This window comes from Streptomyces sp. NPDC046805 (genome assembly GCF_040645355.1).
GTDB lineage: Bacteria > Actinomycetota > Actinomycetes > Streptomycetales > Streptomycetaceae > Streptomyces.
On sequence record NZ_JBEYYC010000020.1, the window covers coordinates 1 to 14,673 of the forward strand.

Consider the following 14,673-nt stretch of genomic DNA (forward strand, 5'->3'; position numbering starts at 1 on the left):
GACCCCCATCGCGTCGACGCCCTCCTCCGCCTTGCAGCTGCACGCACCAGACCCCGCTCCCTGATCCGGCCTGATCCAAACGAAAGACCCTAGCCACCCGCGGACGCCGCCCCGAGCGGTGAGTCGTACGACAGGGCCCCGCCACTCGAGCCGAGTGGCGGGGCCCTGGAACGATGATGCGTCGGCTCAGCCGCCGAACTCCTGCAGGCCCTTCAGCGCCTGGTCCAGGAGCGCCTGGCGGCCCTGGAGCTCCTTCTCGAGCTTGTCGGCCCGGGCGGTGTTGCCCTGGGCGCGCGCCTGCTCGATCTGGCCCTGCAGCTTGTCCACGGCGGCCTGGAGCTGACCGGTCAGACCCGCGGCACGCGCGCGTGCCTCCGGGTTGGTCCGGCGCCACTCGGTCTCCTCGGCCTCCTGGAGGGCCCGGTCGACCGCGTGCATCCGGCCCTCGACCTTCGGACGCGCGTCGCGCGGCACGTGGCCGATGGCCTCCCACCGCTCGTTGATCGAACGGAAGGCGGCCCGGGCCGACTTGAGGTCCGTGATCGGCAGGAGCTTCTCGGCCTCCTCGGCCAGCTCCTCCTTCAGCTTCAGGTTCTCCGCCTGCTCCGCGTCCCGCACGGCGAAGACCGAGCTGCGGGCGGCGAAGAAGACGTCCTGGGCGCCGCGGAAGCGGTTCCACAGGTCGTCCTCGTGCTCGCGCTGGGCGCGGCCCGCGGCCTTCCACTCCGCCATCAGCTCGCGGTAGCGGGCCGCCGTCGGACCCCAGTCCGTCGAGCCGGACAGCGCCTCGGCCTCGGCGACCAGCCGCTCCTTGGCCTTGCGGGCGTCCTCGCGCTGCGCGTCCAGCTGCGCGAAGTGCGCCTTGCGGCGCTTGGAGAACGCCGAGCGGGCGTGCGAGAAGCGGTGCCACAGCTCGTCGTCGGACTTGCGGTCCAGCCGCGGCAGCCCCTTCCAGGTGTCCACCAGGGCGCGCAGCCGCTCACCGGCGGCCCTCCACTGGTCGGACTGGGCCAGCCGCTCCGCCTCGGTGACCAGCTCCTCCTTGGCGTGCCGGGACTCGTCGGACTGCTTCGCCCGCTGCGCCTTGCGCTCCTCACGGCGGACCTCGACGGTCTCCACGAGCTTGTCCAGCCGGGTCCGCAGCGCGCCCAGGTCACCGACCGCGTGGTGCGCGTCGACCTGCTCGCGCAGGTGGTCGATGGCGGTCTGGGCGTCCTTCGCCGACAGGTCGGTGGTCCGCACGCGCTTCTCGAGGAGGCCGATCTCGACAACCAGGCCTTCGTACTTGCGCTCGAAGTAGGCCAGCGCCTCCTCTGGGGAGCCGGCCTGCCAGGATCCGACGACCTGCTCGCCGCCGGCCGTACGCACGTACACGGTCCCCGTCTCGTCGACGCGGCCCCACGGGTCGCTGCTCACAGCGCCTCCTCCACATGATGCCTGCGAGGGGTTCCCGCCCCCGGGCATCGTCCACAGTTTCGTCACGGCCAACATAGGCGACCGGCGGGTGGCCTGTCCGCATCCCGCGCGACCGAAATTCCGCAGTTGGCCGTCTTGAACGTCCGGAATCCGCGCCGGGCGTCAGGATTTGGTGACGGTCGCCTTGTTGATCACAACGGTCGCGTTCGGCGCACCGTCACCGCGACCGGTGTTCTCGCCCGCGGCGGCGATCTTCTTCAGTACCTTCATGCCACCCGCGTCGATGGTTCCGAACGGCGCGTAGCTGGGCGGCAACTGGCTGTTCTGGTACACGAGGAAGAACTGGCTGCCGCCGGTGTGCGGCCGGCCGGTGTTCGCCATCGCCACCGTGCCTGCCGGGTAGACGTTGCCCTTCAGGCTTTTGTCCTTCAGGTTCTCGTCCGGGATCGTGTAGCCGGGACCGCCGCTGCCGCTGCCCGTCGGGTCACCGCACTGCAGCACGTAGATGCCGTTGGTGGTGAGCCGGTGGCACTTGGTGTGGTCGAAGAACCCCTTGCCGGCAAGGTAGTTGAAGGAGTTCACGGTGTGCGGCGCCGCCGACGCCTTCAGCGCGATGCCGATGTCACCGCACGTCGTCCCCAGCTTCATCGTGTACGACGCCGACTTGTCGATCGTGACCGCCGGCTCCTTCTTCCAACTCAGCTTCTGCACCGCGCCCTTGGCGGGCTTCTCGCACGGGTCCGGCGCCTTCTTCGGGGCCGAGGGGCTGGGCGTGGCATCGGCGGCGGGGTCGGCCTTGTCGTCGTTGCCCTTCAGCACGCCGGTCGTGTACAGCGCGAGACTGCCGATGACGACCACGCCGAGCACCGACGCGATCACGGAGTTGCGCACACGTGCCTTGCGTCGCGCGGTCGTACGCCGCTGCTGCTGCCGCAAGAACTTCTCCCGGGCGAGCTGACGCCGCCGCTGCTCCTGGCTGACCACCGGGTTGTCTCCTCATGCGTGTCGTGTGCCGACCATGACGCGTGCGTCCTGTGATCCGATCGCAGCGTTTAGCCCCGTACCGTATATGGGTTAGCTGAGGAAACGGCAGCGCCGGTAGGCTCTGGACGACAGCTGTAGCCGCCCGAATCGACACAACGAAGGACGATCGTGCTCATTGCCGGGTTCCCCGCCGGGGCCTGGGGGACGAACTGTTATCTCGTCGCCCCCGCCGCCGGTGAGGAGTGCGTGATCATCGACCCCGGCCATCAGGCCGCCCAAGGCGTCGAGGAAGCGCTGAAGAAGCATCGGCTCAAGCCGGCCGCCGTCGTCCTCACCCACGGCCATATCGACCACGTCGCGTCGGTCGTCCCGGTGTGCGGCGCCCACGACGTGCCCGCGTGGATCCATCCCCGGGACCGGTACATGCTGAGCGACCCCGAGAAGGCGCTCGGCCGCTCCATCGGCATGCCGCTGATGGGCGAGCTGACCGTGGGCGAGCCGGACGACGTCAAGGAGCTCACCGACGGCGCGAAGCTGGAGCTCGCCGGCATGGAGTTCTCGGTCGCGCACGCGCCGGGCCATACCAAGGGGTCGGTGACCTTCCGGTTGCCCGAGGCCGCGGACATCCCGCCGATCCTGTTCTCGGGCGACCTGCTCTTCGCCGGCTCCATCGGACGCACCGACCTGCCCGGCGGTGACATGGACGAGATGCTCGACTCGCTGGCCCGCGTGTGCCTGCCGCTCGACGACTCGACCGTGGTGCTGCCCGGTCACAACGAGCACACGACCATCGGCCGTGAGCGCGCCACCAACCCGTATCTGAGGCAGGTGGCCGGCGGCCTGGGAGCGAACCCCGACGCCGCTCCCCGACGAGGAATCTGACGAGAGACTTTCCGTGAGCACCTTCAAGGCCCCCAAGGGCACGTACGACCTGATCCCGCCGGACTCCGCGAAGTACCTGGCGGTCCGCGAGGCGATCGCGGCTCCCCTGCGCAACTCCGGCTACGGCTACATCGAGACCCCCGGCTTCGAGAACGTCGAGCTCTTCGCGCGCGGTGTCGGCGAGTCGACCGACATCGTCACCAAGGAGATGTACGCCTTCGAGACCAGGGGCGGCGACCAGCTCGCCCTGCGCCCGGAGGGCACCGCCTCCGTCCTGCGCGCCGCCCTGGAGGCCAACCTGCACAAGGCGGGCAACCTCCCGGTCAAGCTCTGGTACTCCGGCTCGTACTACCGCTACGAGCGCCCCCAGAAGGGCCGCTACCGGCACTTCTCCCAGGTCGGCGCGGAGGCGATCGGCGCCGAGGACCCGGCGCTGGACGCCGAGCTGATCATCCTGGCCGACCAGGCGTACCGGTCGCTCGGCCTGCGCAACTTCCGCATCCTGCTCAACAGCCTGGGCGACCAGGAGTGCCGTCCGGTCTACCGGGCCGCGCTCCAGGACTTCCTGCGCGGCCTGGACCTCGACGAGGACACGCGCCGCCGCGTCGACATCAACCCGCTGCGGGTCCTCGACGACAAGCGCGAGTCGGTCCAGAAGCAGCTCACGGGCGCTCCGCTCCTGCGGGACTACCTGTGCGATGCCTGCAAGACGTACCACGAGGAGGTCCGCGAGCTGCTCACGGCGGCGGGCGTGGCCTTCGAGGACGACCCCAAGCTGGTGCGCGGCCTGGACTACTACACCCGTACGACCTTCGAGTTCGTCCACGACGGCCTGGGCTCCCAGTCCGCGGTGGGCGGCGGCGGCCGCTACGACGGTCTGTCCGAGATGATCGGCGGCCCCGCGCTGCCGTCGGTGGGCTGGGCGCTGGGCGTCGACCGCACGGTGCTGGCGCTGGAGGCCGAGGGCGTGGAGCTGGACCTCCCGTCCTCGACCAGCGTCTTCGCGGTCCCGCTCGGCGAGGAGGCCCGACGCCTCCTGTTCGGCAAGATCACCGAGCTGCGCAAGGTCGGCATCGCTGCGGACTTCGCGTACGGCGGCAAGGGCATCAAGGCGGCGATGAAGGCGGCCAACCGGTCCGGTGCGCGCTATGCCCTGGTGCTGGGAGAGCGTGACCTTGCCGAGGGTGTCGTCCAGCTCAAGGACATGGAGTCCGGCGAGCAGACGACGATCGGTGTGAACGAGATCGTGGCCGAGCTGGAGTCCCGGCTCGGTTAGTGCGTGAGGGCGCCGGGATGCCCGGCGCCCTCCTCACGGTCCCGCCGACCGTCAACCCCGTGGGCGCCGATTCGCCTTCCCGGACGATTCCGGCACGTGAAGCGAACATTCCGGGGCCTGTGCTCGTACCTCCTTATGTCCACTGAACGGTGGACGGGCCCGCCCGTACGGCACAATGGCCCCTGCCCGAAGCAGGTCCACCTCTCCAGCAGACGGAATCGGCGTGATGAGCAAGACGACAGTCAAGGACGTCTCCACCGAGCCCGGGCCCGAGCCCCAGCGCGGCTCCGGCGCGCCCCGGACGGAGGGCGGCAGCCGCGCCCTCGCCCTGCTGCTGGTGATCACCGGCGCCGCCGGACTGCTCGCCGCCTGGGTCATCACGATCGACAAGCTCAAGCTGCTCGAGGCCAAGGTCGAGGGCAAGACGTTCACGCCCGGCTGCAGCCTCAACCCGGTCGTCTCCTGCGGCAGCGTCATGGAGAGCAAGCAGGCCGCGGTCTTCGGCTTCCCCAATCCGATGCTGGGCCTGGTCGCCTACGGCATCGTCATCTGCGTCGGCATGAGCCTGCTGGCCCGCGCCCGCTTCCCGCGCTGGTACTGGCTGACCTTCAACTTCGGCACGCTCTTCGGTGTGGGCTTCTGCACGTGGCTGCAGTTCCAGTCCCTGTACCGGATCAACGCGCTGTGCCTGTGGTGCTCCCTGGCCTGGGTCGCCACGATCATCATGTTCTGGTACGTGACCTCCTTCAACATCCGCAAGGAGTTCCTGCCCGCCCCGCGCTGGCTGAGGGGCTTCTTCGGCGAGTTCACCTGGGTGATGCCGGTCCTGCACATCGGCATCATCGGCATGCTGGTCCTGACCCGCTGGTGGGACTTCTGGACCAGCTGACGGCCCCGGCCGGAGCCCGGCCCGGCCGGACTGTCAGTGCCGTGTCTTAGGGTTTTCAGCGTGGAAGCCGACCTGTTCACCGCCGCAGCAGAAGAACGCCAGGAGAAGAACCCGAGCGCCAGTCCCCTGGCGGTGCGGATGCGCCCGCGCACCCTCGACGAAGTGGTGGGCCAGCAGCATCTGCTGAAGCCGGGCTCACCCCTGCGCCGCCTGGTCGGCGACGGCAGCGGCGGTCCGGCCGGCCAGTCCTCGGTGGTCCTGTGGGGCCCGCCCGGCACCGGCAAGACCACCCTCGCCCATGTGGTGTCCAGGGCGACGGACCGGCGCTTCGTGGAGCTGTCGGCGATCAGCGCGGGCGTCAAGGAGGTCCGCTCGGTCATCGACGGCGCCCGCCGCGCCGCCGGAGGCTTCGGCAAGGAGACCGTCCTCTTCCTCGACGAGATCCACCGCTTCAGCAAGGCCCAGCAGGACTCCCTGCTCCCGGCCGTCGAGAACCGCTGGGTGACGCTGATCGCCGCGACCACCGAGAACCCGTACTTCTCGGTGATCTCCCCTCTGCTCTCCCGCTCCCTGCTGCTCACGCTCGAACCGCTCACCGACGACGACCTGCGCGCCCTGCTGCGCCGCACCCTCGCCGACGAGCGCGGTCTGGGCGAGGCCTTCACGCTCCCCGAGGACGCCGAGGAGCACCTGCTCCGGCTGGCCGGCGGCGACGCCCGGCGGGCCCTGACCGCCCTGGAGGCCGCCGCGGGCGCGGCGCAGGACAAGGGCGAGACGGAGATCGCGCTCCAGACGCTGGAGGAGACCGTCGACCGGGCGGCCGTGAAGTACGACCGCGACGGCGACCAGCACTACGACGTGGCGAGCGCGCTGATCAAGTCCATCCGCGGCTCCGACGTGGACGCCGCGCTGCACTACCTGGCCCGGATGATCGAGGCCGGCGAGGACCCCCGCTTCATCGCCCGCCGCCTGATGATCTCCGCCAGCGAGGACATCGGCGTCGCCGACCCGGGCGCGCTGCCGATAGCCGTGGCCGCCGCCCAGGCCGTCGCGATGATCGGCTTCCCGGAGGCCGCGCTCACCCTCAGCCACGCCACCATCGCCCTCGCCCTGGCCCCCAAGTCCAACTCCGCGACCAGGGCGATCCAGGAGGCCATGGCGGACGTGCGGAGGGGCCACGCCGGATCGGTGCCGCCGCACCTTCGTGACGGGCACTACAAGAGCGCGAAGAAGCTGGGCCACGCGCAGGGGTACGTCTACCCGCACGACCAGCCCAACGCCATCGCCGCCCAGCAGTACGCCCCGGACGCCCTGAAGGACCGCGAGTACTACACCCCGACCCGCAACGGCGCCGAGGCGCGGTACGCGGACGCGGTCGAATGGACCAGGAAGCACCTGGGTCGTAAGCGGTCCTGAGGTCCCTGTAGAATTCCCGGAAGTGCTGAGTCCCGTGCCCGGACCTCCGCAAGGAGAGCCGGCACCACCAGAGCGGGACATCCAGCCGGAGACCCTGCCCTCGGGCAGGGACCTCCAGGAGCGTCGCGCACCGGCGAACGGTGTCGCGGGCAGCCCACCACCACCCGGGGCTCCGGGAGAGGTCGGTGGGCCACTCGCGTGCTGCACGTATGTGCCCAGACCAGGGGAGCGGCTGCCCACCAGGCCCGGACAACGGACCCGGCGGGAATTCCCCGGCTGCGGATGCGACCTCCCCTAACCCTGGTGAAGCCGTATTCGCACTGAAAAAACGAGGTGTTTGGTTCATGGCGAACCAGTCCCGCCCCAAGGTCAAGAAGTCGCGTGCCCTCGGCATCGCGCTGACCCCGAAGGCCGTCAAGTACTTCGAGGCCCGTCCGTACCCGCCGGGTGAGCACGGCCGCGGCCGCAAGCAGAACTCGGACTACAAGGTCCGTCTGCTGGAGAAGCAGCGTCTGCGCGCGCAGTACGACGTGTCCGAGCGTCAGCTCGTCCGCGCCTACGACCGTGCCGCCAAGTCGCAGGGCAAGACCGGTGAGGCCCTGGTCATCGAGCTCGAGCGTCGTCTCGACGCCCTGGTTCTGCGTTCGGGCATCGCCCGCACGATCTACCAGGCCCGCCAGATGGTCGTCCACGGCCACTTCCAGGTCAACGGCCAGAAGGTCGACAAGCCGTCCTTCCGCGTGCGTCCGGACGACGTCGTCCAGGTCCGTGAGCGCAGCCTCGAGAAGCCGCTGTTCCAGGTGGCCCGCGAGGGTGGCTTCGCCCCCGACGGCGAGACCCCGCGCTACCTCCAGGTGAACCTCAAGGCCCTGGCGTTCCGCCTGGACCGTGAGCCGAACCGCAAGGAGATCCCGGTGATCTGCGACGAGCAGCTCGTCGTCGAGTACTACGCCCGCTGATCCCAGCCCCGGCGTAGCACTTCAGCCCGCCGTCTCCCCGCCCTTCCGGGCGGGCGAGGCGGCGGGTTTGCGTTCCCCGGCTCCCCGCTTCCCGCGAGGGCGCCGCCCGCCGACCGTAATCCGGTACGGAGCTCCATCCCCGGCGCGATAGGCTCGGAGCACTGCTTTTCATGGTTCCGATGTTCACTGCACGTTTCAGGGAGCGGGTGCGCACAGTGTCCGGTGGAGAGGTGGCCGGGATCCTGGTGGCCGTCTTCTGGGCGATTCTGGTCTCCTTCCTCGCGGTCGCGCTGGTAAGGCTGGCCCAGACGCTCAAGGCGACCACCAAGCTCGTCGCGGATGTGACCGACCAGGCCGTCCCACTGCTGGCCGACGCCTCCACGGCCGTGCGCTCCGCGCAGACCCAGATCGACCGGGTCGACGCGATCGCCACGGACGTCCAGGAGGTCACGTCGAATGCCTCGGCGCTGTCGACGACCGTCGCCTCCACCTTCGGCGGCCCCCTGGTCAAGGTCGCGGCCTTCGGCTACGGCGTCCGCCGGGCCCTGGGCGGCCGCAGGGAGGACGAGCCCGCCAAGGCGCCGAGGCGCCCCGTGATCGTGGGCCGGACGATCCCGGCCTCGCGGCGGGCGAAGCGGAACCCCCGGGGAAAGAGGGACTGAGACCGCGATGTTCCGCCGTACGTTCTGGTTCACCACAGGTGTCGCCGCCGGTGTCTGGGCCACCACCAAAGTCAACCGCAAGCTGAAGCAGCTGACCCCCGAGAACCTGGCCGCGAGCGCCGCGAACAAGGCGCTCGAGACGGGCCAGCGCCTCAAGGACCGTGCGATCGACTTCGCGCTCGACGTCCGCGACAACATGGCCCAACGGGAAGCCGAACTCGAGGACGCCCTGGGCATCCAAGAGAACCCCGAGCTGATTGCTCCCCGGCGGTACGCCGCCATCGAGAACCGCACCAACCCGAAGTACGTCCCGAGCACGACGTACTCGTACAACCGGAATGAGGACCACTGATGGAGTCGGCCGAGATTCGCCGCCGCTGGCTGAGCTTCTTCGAGGAGCGCGGTCACACCGTCGTCCCTTCGGCGTCGCTCATCGCGGACGACCCGACTCTGCTGCTCGTCCCCGCCGGCATGGTGCCCTTCAAGCCCTACTTCCTCGGTGAGGTCAAGCCGCCGTTCGACCGCGCCACCAGCGTGCAGAAGTGCGTGCGCACGCCGGACATCGAAGAGGTCGGCAAGACCACCCGCCACGGCACGTTCTTCCAGATGTGCGGCAACTTCTCCTTCGGCGACTACTTCAAGGAAGGCGCCATCAAGTTCGCCTGGGAGCTGCTCACCAGCCCCCAGGACAAGGGCGGTTACGGCCTCGACCCCGAGCGCCTGTGGATCACCGTCTACAAGGACGACGACGAGGCCGAGCGCATCTGGCACGAGGTCGTCGGCGTGCCCAAGGAGCGCATCCAGCGTCTGGGCATGAAGGACAACTACTGGTCCATGGGCGTCCCCGGCCCGTGCGGCCCCTGCTCCGAGATCAACTACGACCGCGGCCCCGAGTTCGGCGTCGAGGGCGGCCCCGCCGTCAACGACGAGCGGTACGTGGAGATCTGGAACCTCGTCTTCATGCAGTACGAGCGTGGCGAGGGCACCGGCAAGGACAACTTCGAGATCCTCGGGGACCTGCCGAGCCAGAACATCGACACGGGCCTCGGCCTGGAGCGCCTCGCCATGATTCTGCAGGGCGTGCAGAACATGTACGAGATCGACACCTCCATGGCCGTCATCGACAAGGCCACCGAGCTGACCGGCGTCCGCTACGGCGACGCCCACGCCTCGGACGTGTCCCTGCGCGTCGTCACCGACCACATGCGCACCGCCACGATGCTCATCGGCGACGGCGTCACGCCGGGCAACGAGGGCCGCGGCTACGTCCTGCGCCGCATCATGCGCCGCGCCATCCGCAACATGCGCCTGCTCGGCGCCACCGGTCCGGTCGTCAAGGACCTGATCGAGACCGTGATCGGGATGATGGGCCAGCAGTACCCCGAGCTCATCACCGACCGCGAGCGCATCGAGAAGGTCGCCGTCGCCGAGGAGAACGCCTTCCTCAAGACGCTGAAGGCCGGCACCAACATCCTCGACACCGCCGTCACCGAGACCAAGCAGTCCGGCGGCACGGTGCTCTCCGGCGACAAGGCGTTCCTGCTCCACGACACCTGGGGCTTCCCGATCGACCTCACCCTGGAGATGGCCGCCGAGCAGGGCCTCTCCGTGGACGAGGACGGTTTCCGCCGCCTGATGAAGGAGCAGCGGGAGCGCGCCAAGGCCGACGCCCAGGCCAAGAAGACCGGCCACGCCGACCTCGGCGCCTACCGCGAGATCGCCGACACCGCCGGCGCCACCGACTTCATCGGCTACTCGGACACCGAGGGTGAGACCACGGTCGTCGGCATCCTCGTCGACGGCGTCTCCTCCCCGGCCGCCACCGAGGGCGACGAGGTCGAGATCGTCCTCGACCGCACCCCGTTCTACGCCGAGGGCGGCGGCCAGATCGGCGACACCGGCCGCATCAGGACCGACACCGGCGCCGTCATCGAGATCCGTGACACGCAGAAGCCGGTCCCGGGTGTGTACGTCCACAAGGGCACCGTCCAGGTCGGCGAGGTCACCGTCGGTGCCAAGGCCCACGCCTCGGTCGACGGCCTGCGCCGCAAGGCCATCGCCCGCGCCCACTCGGCCACGCACCTCACCCACCAGGCCCTGCGCGACGCGCTCGGTCCGACGGCCGCCCAGGCCGGTTCCGAGAACCAGCCCGGCCGCTTCCGCTTCGACTTCGGCTCGCCGTCCGCCGTTCCGACGGCCGTGATGACCGACGTCGAGCAGAAGATCAACGAGGTCCTCTCGCGCGACCTCGACGTCCACGCCGAGGTCATGGGCATCGACGAGGCCAAGAAGCAGGGCGCCATCGCCGAGTTCGGCGAGAAGTACGGCGAGCGGGTCCGCGTCGTGACCATCGGCGACTTCTCCAAGGAGCTGTGCGGCGGCACGCACGTCCACAACACCGCCCAGCTGGGCCTGGTGAAGCTGCTCGGCGAGTCGTCGATCGGCTCGGGTGTGCGCCGTATCGAGGCCCTCGTCGGTGTCGACGCGTACAACTTCCTGGCCCGCGAGCACACGGTCGTCAACCAGCTCACCGAGCTGCTGAAGGGCCGCTCGGAGGAGCTGCCGGAGAAGGTCTCCGCGATGCTCGGCAAGTTGAAGGACGCCGAGAAGGAGATCGAGAAGTTCCGCGCGGAGAAGGTCCTCCAGGCCGCCGCCGGTCTCGCCGAGTCCGCCAAGGACGTCCGCGGTGTGGCCGTCGTCACCGGCCAGGTCCCGGACGGTACGACGCCGGACGACCTGCGCAAGCTGGTCCTCGACGTCCGCGGCCGCATCCAGGGCGGCCGGGCCGCCGTGGTGGCCCTGTTCACGGTGAACAACGGCAAGCCGCTGACGGTCATCGCCACCAACGACGCCGCCCGTGACCGCGGCCTCAAGGCCGGTGACCTGGTCCGCACCGCCGCTAAGACCCTCGGCGGCGGCGGTGGCGGCAAGCCGGACGTCGCCCAGGGCGGTGGCCAGAACCCGGCCGCCGTCGGTGACGCCGTCGAGGCCGTCGAGCGCCTGGTCGCCGAGACCGCGAAGTAAGAAGCAGCGACCGCCCAGTTAAGAAACGGTCAGGAAATGCGCAGAGGACGTCGACTCGCGATCGACGTCGGGGATGCCCGGATCGGGGTCGCCTCGTGCGACCCCGACGGGATCCTCGCCACCCCGGTGGAGACCGTCCCCGGGCGTGACATCCCGGCAGCACACCGCAGACTGCGGCAGCTCGTGGAGGAGTACGAACCGATCGAGGTCGTCGTCGGCCTCCCTCGCTCCCTCAAGGGCGGCGAGGGCCCGGCCGCGGCCAAGGTCCGCGGCTTCGCCCAGGAGTTGGCGGGCGGCATCGCCCCCGTACCGGTGCGCCTGGTCGACGAGCGGATGACCACGGTGACGGCCAGTCAGGGACTGCGTGCTTCCGGCGTGAAGTCGAAGAAGGGCCGCTCCGTCATCGACCAGGCAGCCGCTGTGATCATCCTTCAGCAGGCACTGGAATCCGAACGGGTGTCAGGTAATCCGCCCGGCGAGGGCGTCGAAGTGGTCATCTGATCGCGATACGGTAACGTCACCCGCTACGCGGCCGCGTTCCAAGAACAGCCGCTGCTCGGCAAGAGGCGGGACGGACGCCGGCCCGAAGCCATGTGACCGCCGCCTCGCGGCTCTAGGGGATCGATGACTGAGTATGGCCGGGGCCCAGGCCCCGAACCGTGGCATCCGGAGGACCCGTACGGGGACGGCGGATGGAGTGGACAGCAGGCCCACGTGGGCCAGCAGTCCTCGTACGGCGGCCAGCCGCAGCACTACCCTGCCCAGCCGCAGCACGACGACTGGGCGCAGGGGCAGCACACCGGTTACGAGCAGCAGCAACAGGCCGGTTACGACCAGCAGCAGTACTACGGCGCGCAGGGCCACCAGCAGTACGCCGGCGCCCCCCAGCCGCAGCAGTACGCGCAGGGCGGCTGGGACGCCACCGGTACTCACGGGCAGGTGCCGTACGCCGCGGATCCCGGGGACCCGTACGGCCAGCAACCGGTCGCTTACGGTGGCCAGCAGCCCGACCTCTACGGCACCCCCGACGCCTACCCGCCGCCCGTGCCGCCCGGCCGCAGGCGCCCCGAGCCGGACCCGGAGACGGGCTGGGACCCGGGCCCCGACCAGGGCGAGGAAGCGTTTTTCTCGGGCGGCGACGATGACGAGGCGGGCGACGATCCGCAGGAGCGCCGCCCGCGTGGCGACCGGCGCGGAGGCGGTTCCCAGGGCAGCAAGGGCGGCAAGGGTGCCAAGAAGCGGCGCAACGGCTGCGCCCTCATGGTGGTCGTCCTGGTGTTCGGCGGCGGCATCGGCGGCGTCGGATACTTCGGGTACAAGTTCTACCAAAATCGCTTCGGCGCGGCTCCGGACTACGCGGGCAGCGGCACCGGCGAGCCGGTGACCGTCGAGATTCCCCAGGGCGCGGGCGGCTACGACATCGGCCGGGCACTGAAGGCGGCCGGCGTCGTCAAGAGCGTCGACGCCTTCGTGGCCGCCCAGTCCCAGAACCCCAACGGCAAGCAGATCCAGGCCGGCGCCTATCTCCTGAAGAAGGAGATGTCCGCCGCGAGCGCCGTCAAGATGATGCTCGACCCGAAGAGCCAGAACAGCCTGATGGTGACCCCGGGTGAGCGCAACGCGGCCGTCTACGCGGCGATCGACAAGCATCTCCGGCTGGCCAAGGGCACCACGCAGCGCATCGCCAAGAAGGACTACAAGAGCCTCGGGCTGCCGGTCTGGGCGAACAGCAACGGCCAGATCCTCGACCCGCTGGAGGGCTTCCTCTACCCGGGCACCTATCCGGCGGCCAAGGGCATGAAGCCCGACACGATCCTGAAGCAGATGGTCACTCAGGCCAAGCAGAGGTACGCCGCATACGGTCTCGTGGCGAAGGCCAAGCAGTTCCACCTGGCCAACCCGCTGCAGGTCGTCACGGTCGCGAGCCTCGTCCAGGCCGAGGGCAAGACGCACGACGACTTCCGCAAGATGGCCGAGGTCGTCTACAACCGCCTCAAGCCCACGAACACCGAGACCAATCAACTGTTGCAGTTCGACTCGACCTTCAACTACCTGAAGGGCCAGAGCAACATCCACATCAGCGAGTCGGAGATCAACCGCAACCACAGCCCGTACAACACCTATACGAACAAGGGTCTTCCGCCGGGTCCGATCGGCAACCCCGGCGAGGACGCGATGCGGGCGACGCTGAACCCGACCGACGAGGGCTGGATCTACTTCGTGGCGACGGACGGCGAGAACAACACCGAATTCGCCAAGACCTACGCCGAATTCCAGAAGCTCAAGGAAAAGTTCAATGCCAGCTCGGGCCATTGACGCCCGCCGGGCAGCCGTGCTCGGTTCGCCCATCGCCCACTCGCTCTCCCCGGTACTGCACCGGGCCGCGTACGACGAACTCGGGCTCACCGACTGGTCGTACGACCGCTTCGAGGTCGACGAGGCCACGTTGCCCGGCTTCTTCGGGCAACTCGGGCCGGAGTGGGCGGGGTTGTCGCTGACGATGCCGCTGAAGCGGGCCGTCATCCCGCTGCTCGACGAGATCAGTGAGACGGCCGCCTCGGTGGAAGCGGTCAACACCGTCGTGTTCACCGAGGACGGACGCCGCGTCGGGGACAACACCGACATTCCCGGCATGGTGGCCGCGCTGCGCGAGCACGGCATCGAGCAGGTCGACTCGGCGGCGATCCTCGGCGCCGGCGCCACCGCGTCCTCGGCGCTCGCCGCCCTCGCCCGGATCTGCACGGGACCGGTCGCCGTCTATGTGCGCAGCGAGGCCCGCGCCGCCGAGATGCGGCAGTGGGGCGAGCGGCTGGACGTCGAGGTCCGTACGGCGGACTGGGCGGACGCGGACCGGGCGCTGCGCGCGCCGCTGGTGATCGCCACCACCCCCGCCGGTACGACGGACGCGCTCGCCGCCGCCGTACCGGAACGCCCCGCGACGCTTTTCGATGTGCTGTACGACCCCTGGCCCACCTCCCTCGCGGCCCGCTGGTCCATGTTCGGCGGGGCCGTCGTCGGCGGGCTCGACCTGCTGGTGCACCAGGCGGTGCTTCAGGTGGAGCAGATGACCGGCCGTTCCCCGGCCCCGCTGGACGCCATGCGGCGGGCCGGAGAGAAGGCGCTCGTCGGCCGCTGAGGTCCGCCGTCCCGTCCGCCTGCTGGACC

Annotated in this window: 13 protein-coding genes; 11 read left to right on the plus strand and 2 right to left on the minus strand. The window is 69.7% G+C overall.

Features of this window, described 5'->3' with window-relative positions; genetic code table 11:
- Positions 1–186: 186 nt before the first annotated feature.
- Both ABZ910_RS21755 and ABZ910_RS21760 read right to left on the minus strand, forming a co-directional pair.
- The gene (locus ABZ910_RS21755; RefSeq protein WP_361367441.1) at positions 187–1,416 is read right to left on the minus strand and encodes a DUF349 domain-containing protein; all 1,230 of its coding nucleotides are present in this window, start codon (positions 1,414–1,416) and stop codon (positions 187–189) included.
- A 162-nt stretch (positions 1,417–1,578) separates the two neighbouring features.
- Positions 1,579–2,400, minus strand: coding sequence for a peptidylprolyl isomerase (locus ABZ910_RS21760; protein ID WP_361367444.1), 822 nt, complete (start codon positions 2,398–2,400; stop codon positions 1,579–1,581).
- Between the two features lie 168 nt (positions 2,401–2,568).
- Between ABZ910_RS21760 and ABZ910_RS21765 the strand changes: the two genes are divergently transcribed.
- The 11 genes from ABZ910_RS21765 (at position 2,569) to ABZ910_RS21815 (ending at position 14,644) form a co-directional block, all read left to right on the plus strand.
- On the plus strand, positions 2,569–3,282 hold the full coding sequence (locus tag ABZ910_RS21765; protein ID WP_361367446.1) for an MBL fold metallo-hydrolase: 714 nt from the start codon (positions 2,569–2,571) through the stop codon (positions 3,280–3,282).
- A gap of 13 nt (positions 3,283–3,295) precedes the next feature.
- Complete coding sequence (gene hisS, locus ABZ910_RS21770; protein WP_361367449.1) at positions 3,296–4,558, plus strand: histidine--tRNA ligase; 1,263 nt, start codon at positions 3,296–3,298, stop codon at positions 4,556–4,558.
- A gap of 226 nt (positions 4,559–4,784) precedes the next feature.
- Complete coding sequence (locus ABZ910_RS21775) at positions 4,785–5,447, plus strand: vitamin K epoxide reductase family protein (RefSeq protein WP_361367451.1); 663 nt, start codon at positions 4,785–4,787, stop codon at positions 5,445–5,447.
- Between the two features lie 60 nt (positions 5,448–5,507).
- Complete coding sequence (locus ABZ910_RS21780) at positions 5,508–6,863, plus strand: replication-associated recombination protein A (RefSeq protein WP_361367454.1); 1,356 nt, start codon at positions 5,508–5,510, stop codon at positions 6,861–6,863.
- Positions 6,864–7,207: 344 nt separating this feature from the next.
- Complete coding sequence (gene rpsD / locus ABZ910_RS21785) at positions 7,208–7,822, plus strand: 30S ribosomal protein S4 (RefSeq protein WP_361367457.1); 615 nt, start codon at positions 7,208–7,210, stop codon at positions 7,820–7,822.
- Positions 7,823–8,001: 179 nt separating this feature from the next.
- Positions 8,002–8,484, plus strand: coding sequence for a DUF948 domain-containing protein (locus tag ABZ910_RS21790; RefSeq protein ID WP_361367460.1), 483 nt, complete (start codon positions 8,002–8,004; stop codon positions 8,482–8,484).
- A gap of 7 nt (positions 8,485–8,491) precedes the next feature.
- Positions 8,492–8,836 carry a hypothetical protein gene (locus ABZ910_RS21795; RefSeq protein ID WP_361367463.1) on the plus strand — a complete coding sequence of 115 codons (345 nt, stop codon included), beginning with the start codon at positions 8,492–8,494 and terminating at the stop codon, positions 8,834–8,836.
- A complete protein-coding gene (gene alaS, locus ABZ910_RS21800; RefSeq protein WP_361367465.1) occupies positions 8,836–11,508 on the plus strand; it encodes an alanine--tRNA ligase in 2,673 nt (890 codons plus the stop codon). The genes ABZ910_RS21795 and alaS overlap by 1 nt, the downstream gene beginning before the upstream one ends.
- Before the next feature lie 36 nt (positions 11,509–11,544).
- Complete coding sequence (ruvX, locus tag ABZ910_RS21805) at positions 11,545–12,009, plus strand: Holliday junction resolvase RuvX (RefSeq protein ID WP_361367468.1); 465 nt, start codon at positions 11,545–11,547, stop codon at positions 12,007–12,009.
- 123 nt (positions 12,010–12,132) lie between these two features.
- The gene (mltG, locus tag ABZ910_RS21810; RefSeq protein WP_361367471.1) at positions 12,133–13,824 is read left to right on the plus strand and encodes an endolytic transglycosylase MltG; all 1,692 of its coding nucleotides are present in this window, start codon (positions 12,133–12,135) and stop codon (positions 13,822–13,824) included.
- Complete coding sequence (locus ABZ910_RS21815) at positions 13,805–14,644, plus strand: shikimate dehydrogenase (protein WP_361367473.1); 840 nt, start codon at positions 13,805–13,807, stop codon at positions 14,642–14,644. The genes mltG and ABZ910_RS21815 overlap by 20 nt, the downstream gene beginning before the upstream one ends.
- Positions 14,645–14,673: the final 29 nt, after the last annotated feature.

What these genes read in the sequence shown, in the direction of transcription:
- rpsD (WP_361367457.1), top strand. Translation starts at nt 7,208, where the DNA reads ATGGCGAACCAGTCCCGCCCCAAGGTCAAGAAGTCGCGTGCCCTCGGC.
- alaS (WP_361367465.1), top strand. Translation starts at nt 8,836, where the DNA reads ATGGAGTCGGCCGAGATTCGCCGCCGCTGGCTGAGCTTCTTCGAGGAG.
- ABZ910_RS21775 (WP_361367451.1), top strand. Translation starts at nt 4,785, where the DNA reads ATGAGCAAGACGACAGTCAAGGACGTCTCCACCGAGCCCGGGCCCGAG.
- ruvX (WP_361367468.1), top strand. Translation starts at nt 11,545, where the DNA reads ATGCGCAGAGGACGTCGACTCGCGATCGACGTCGGGGATGCCCGGATC.
- ABZ910_RS21795 (WP_361367463.1), top strand. Translation starts at nt 8,492, where the DNA reads ATGTTCCGCCGTACGTTCTGGTTCACCACAGGTGTCGCCGCCGGTGTC.
- ABZ910_RS21815 (WP_361367473.1), top strand. Translation starts at nt 13,805, where the DNA reads ATGCCAGCTCGGGCCATTGACGCCCGCCGGGCAGCCGTGCTCGGTTCG.
- mltG (WP_361367471.1), top strand. Translation starts at nt 12,133, where the DNA reads ATGACTGAGTATGGCCGGGGCCCAGGCCCCGAACCGTGGCATCCGGAG.
- ABZ910_RS21790 (WP_361367460.1), top strand. Translation starts at nt 8,002, where the DNA reads ATGTTCACTGCACGTTTCAGGGAGCGGGTGCGCACAGTGTCCGGTGGA.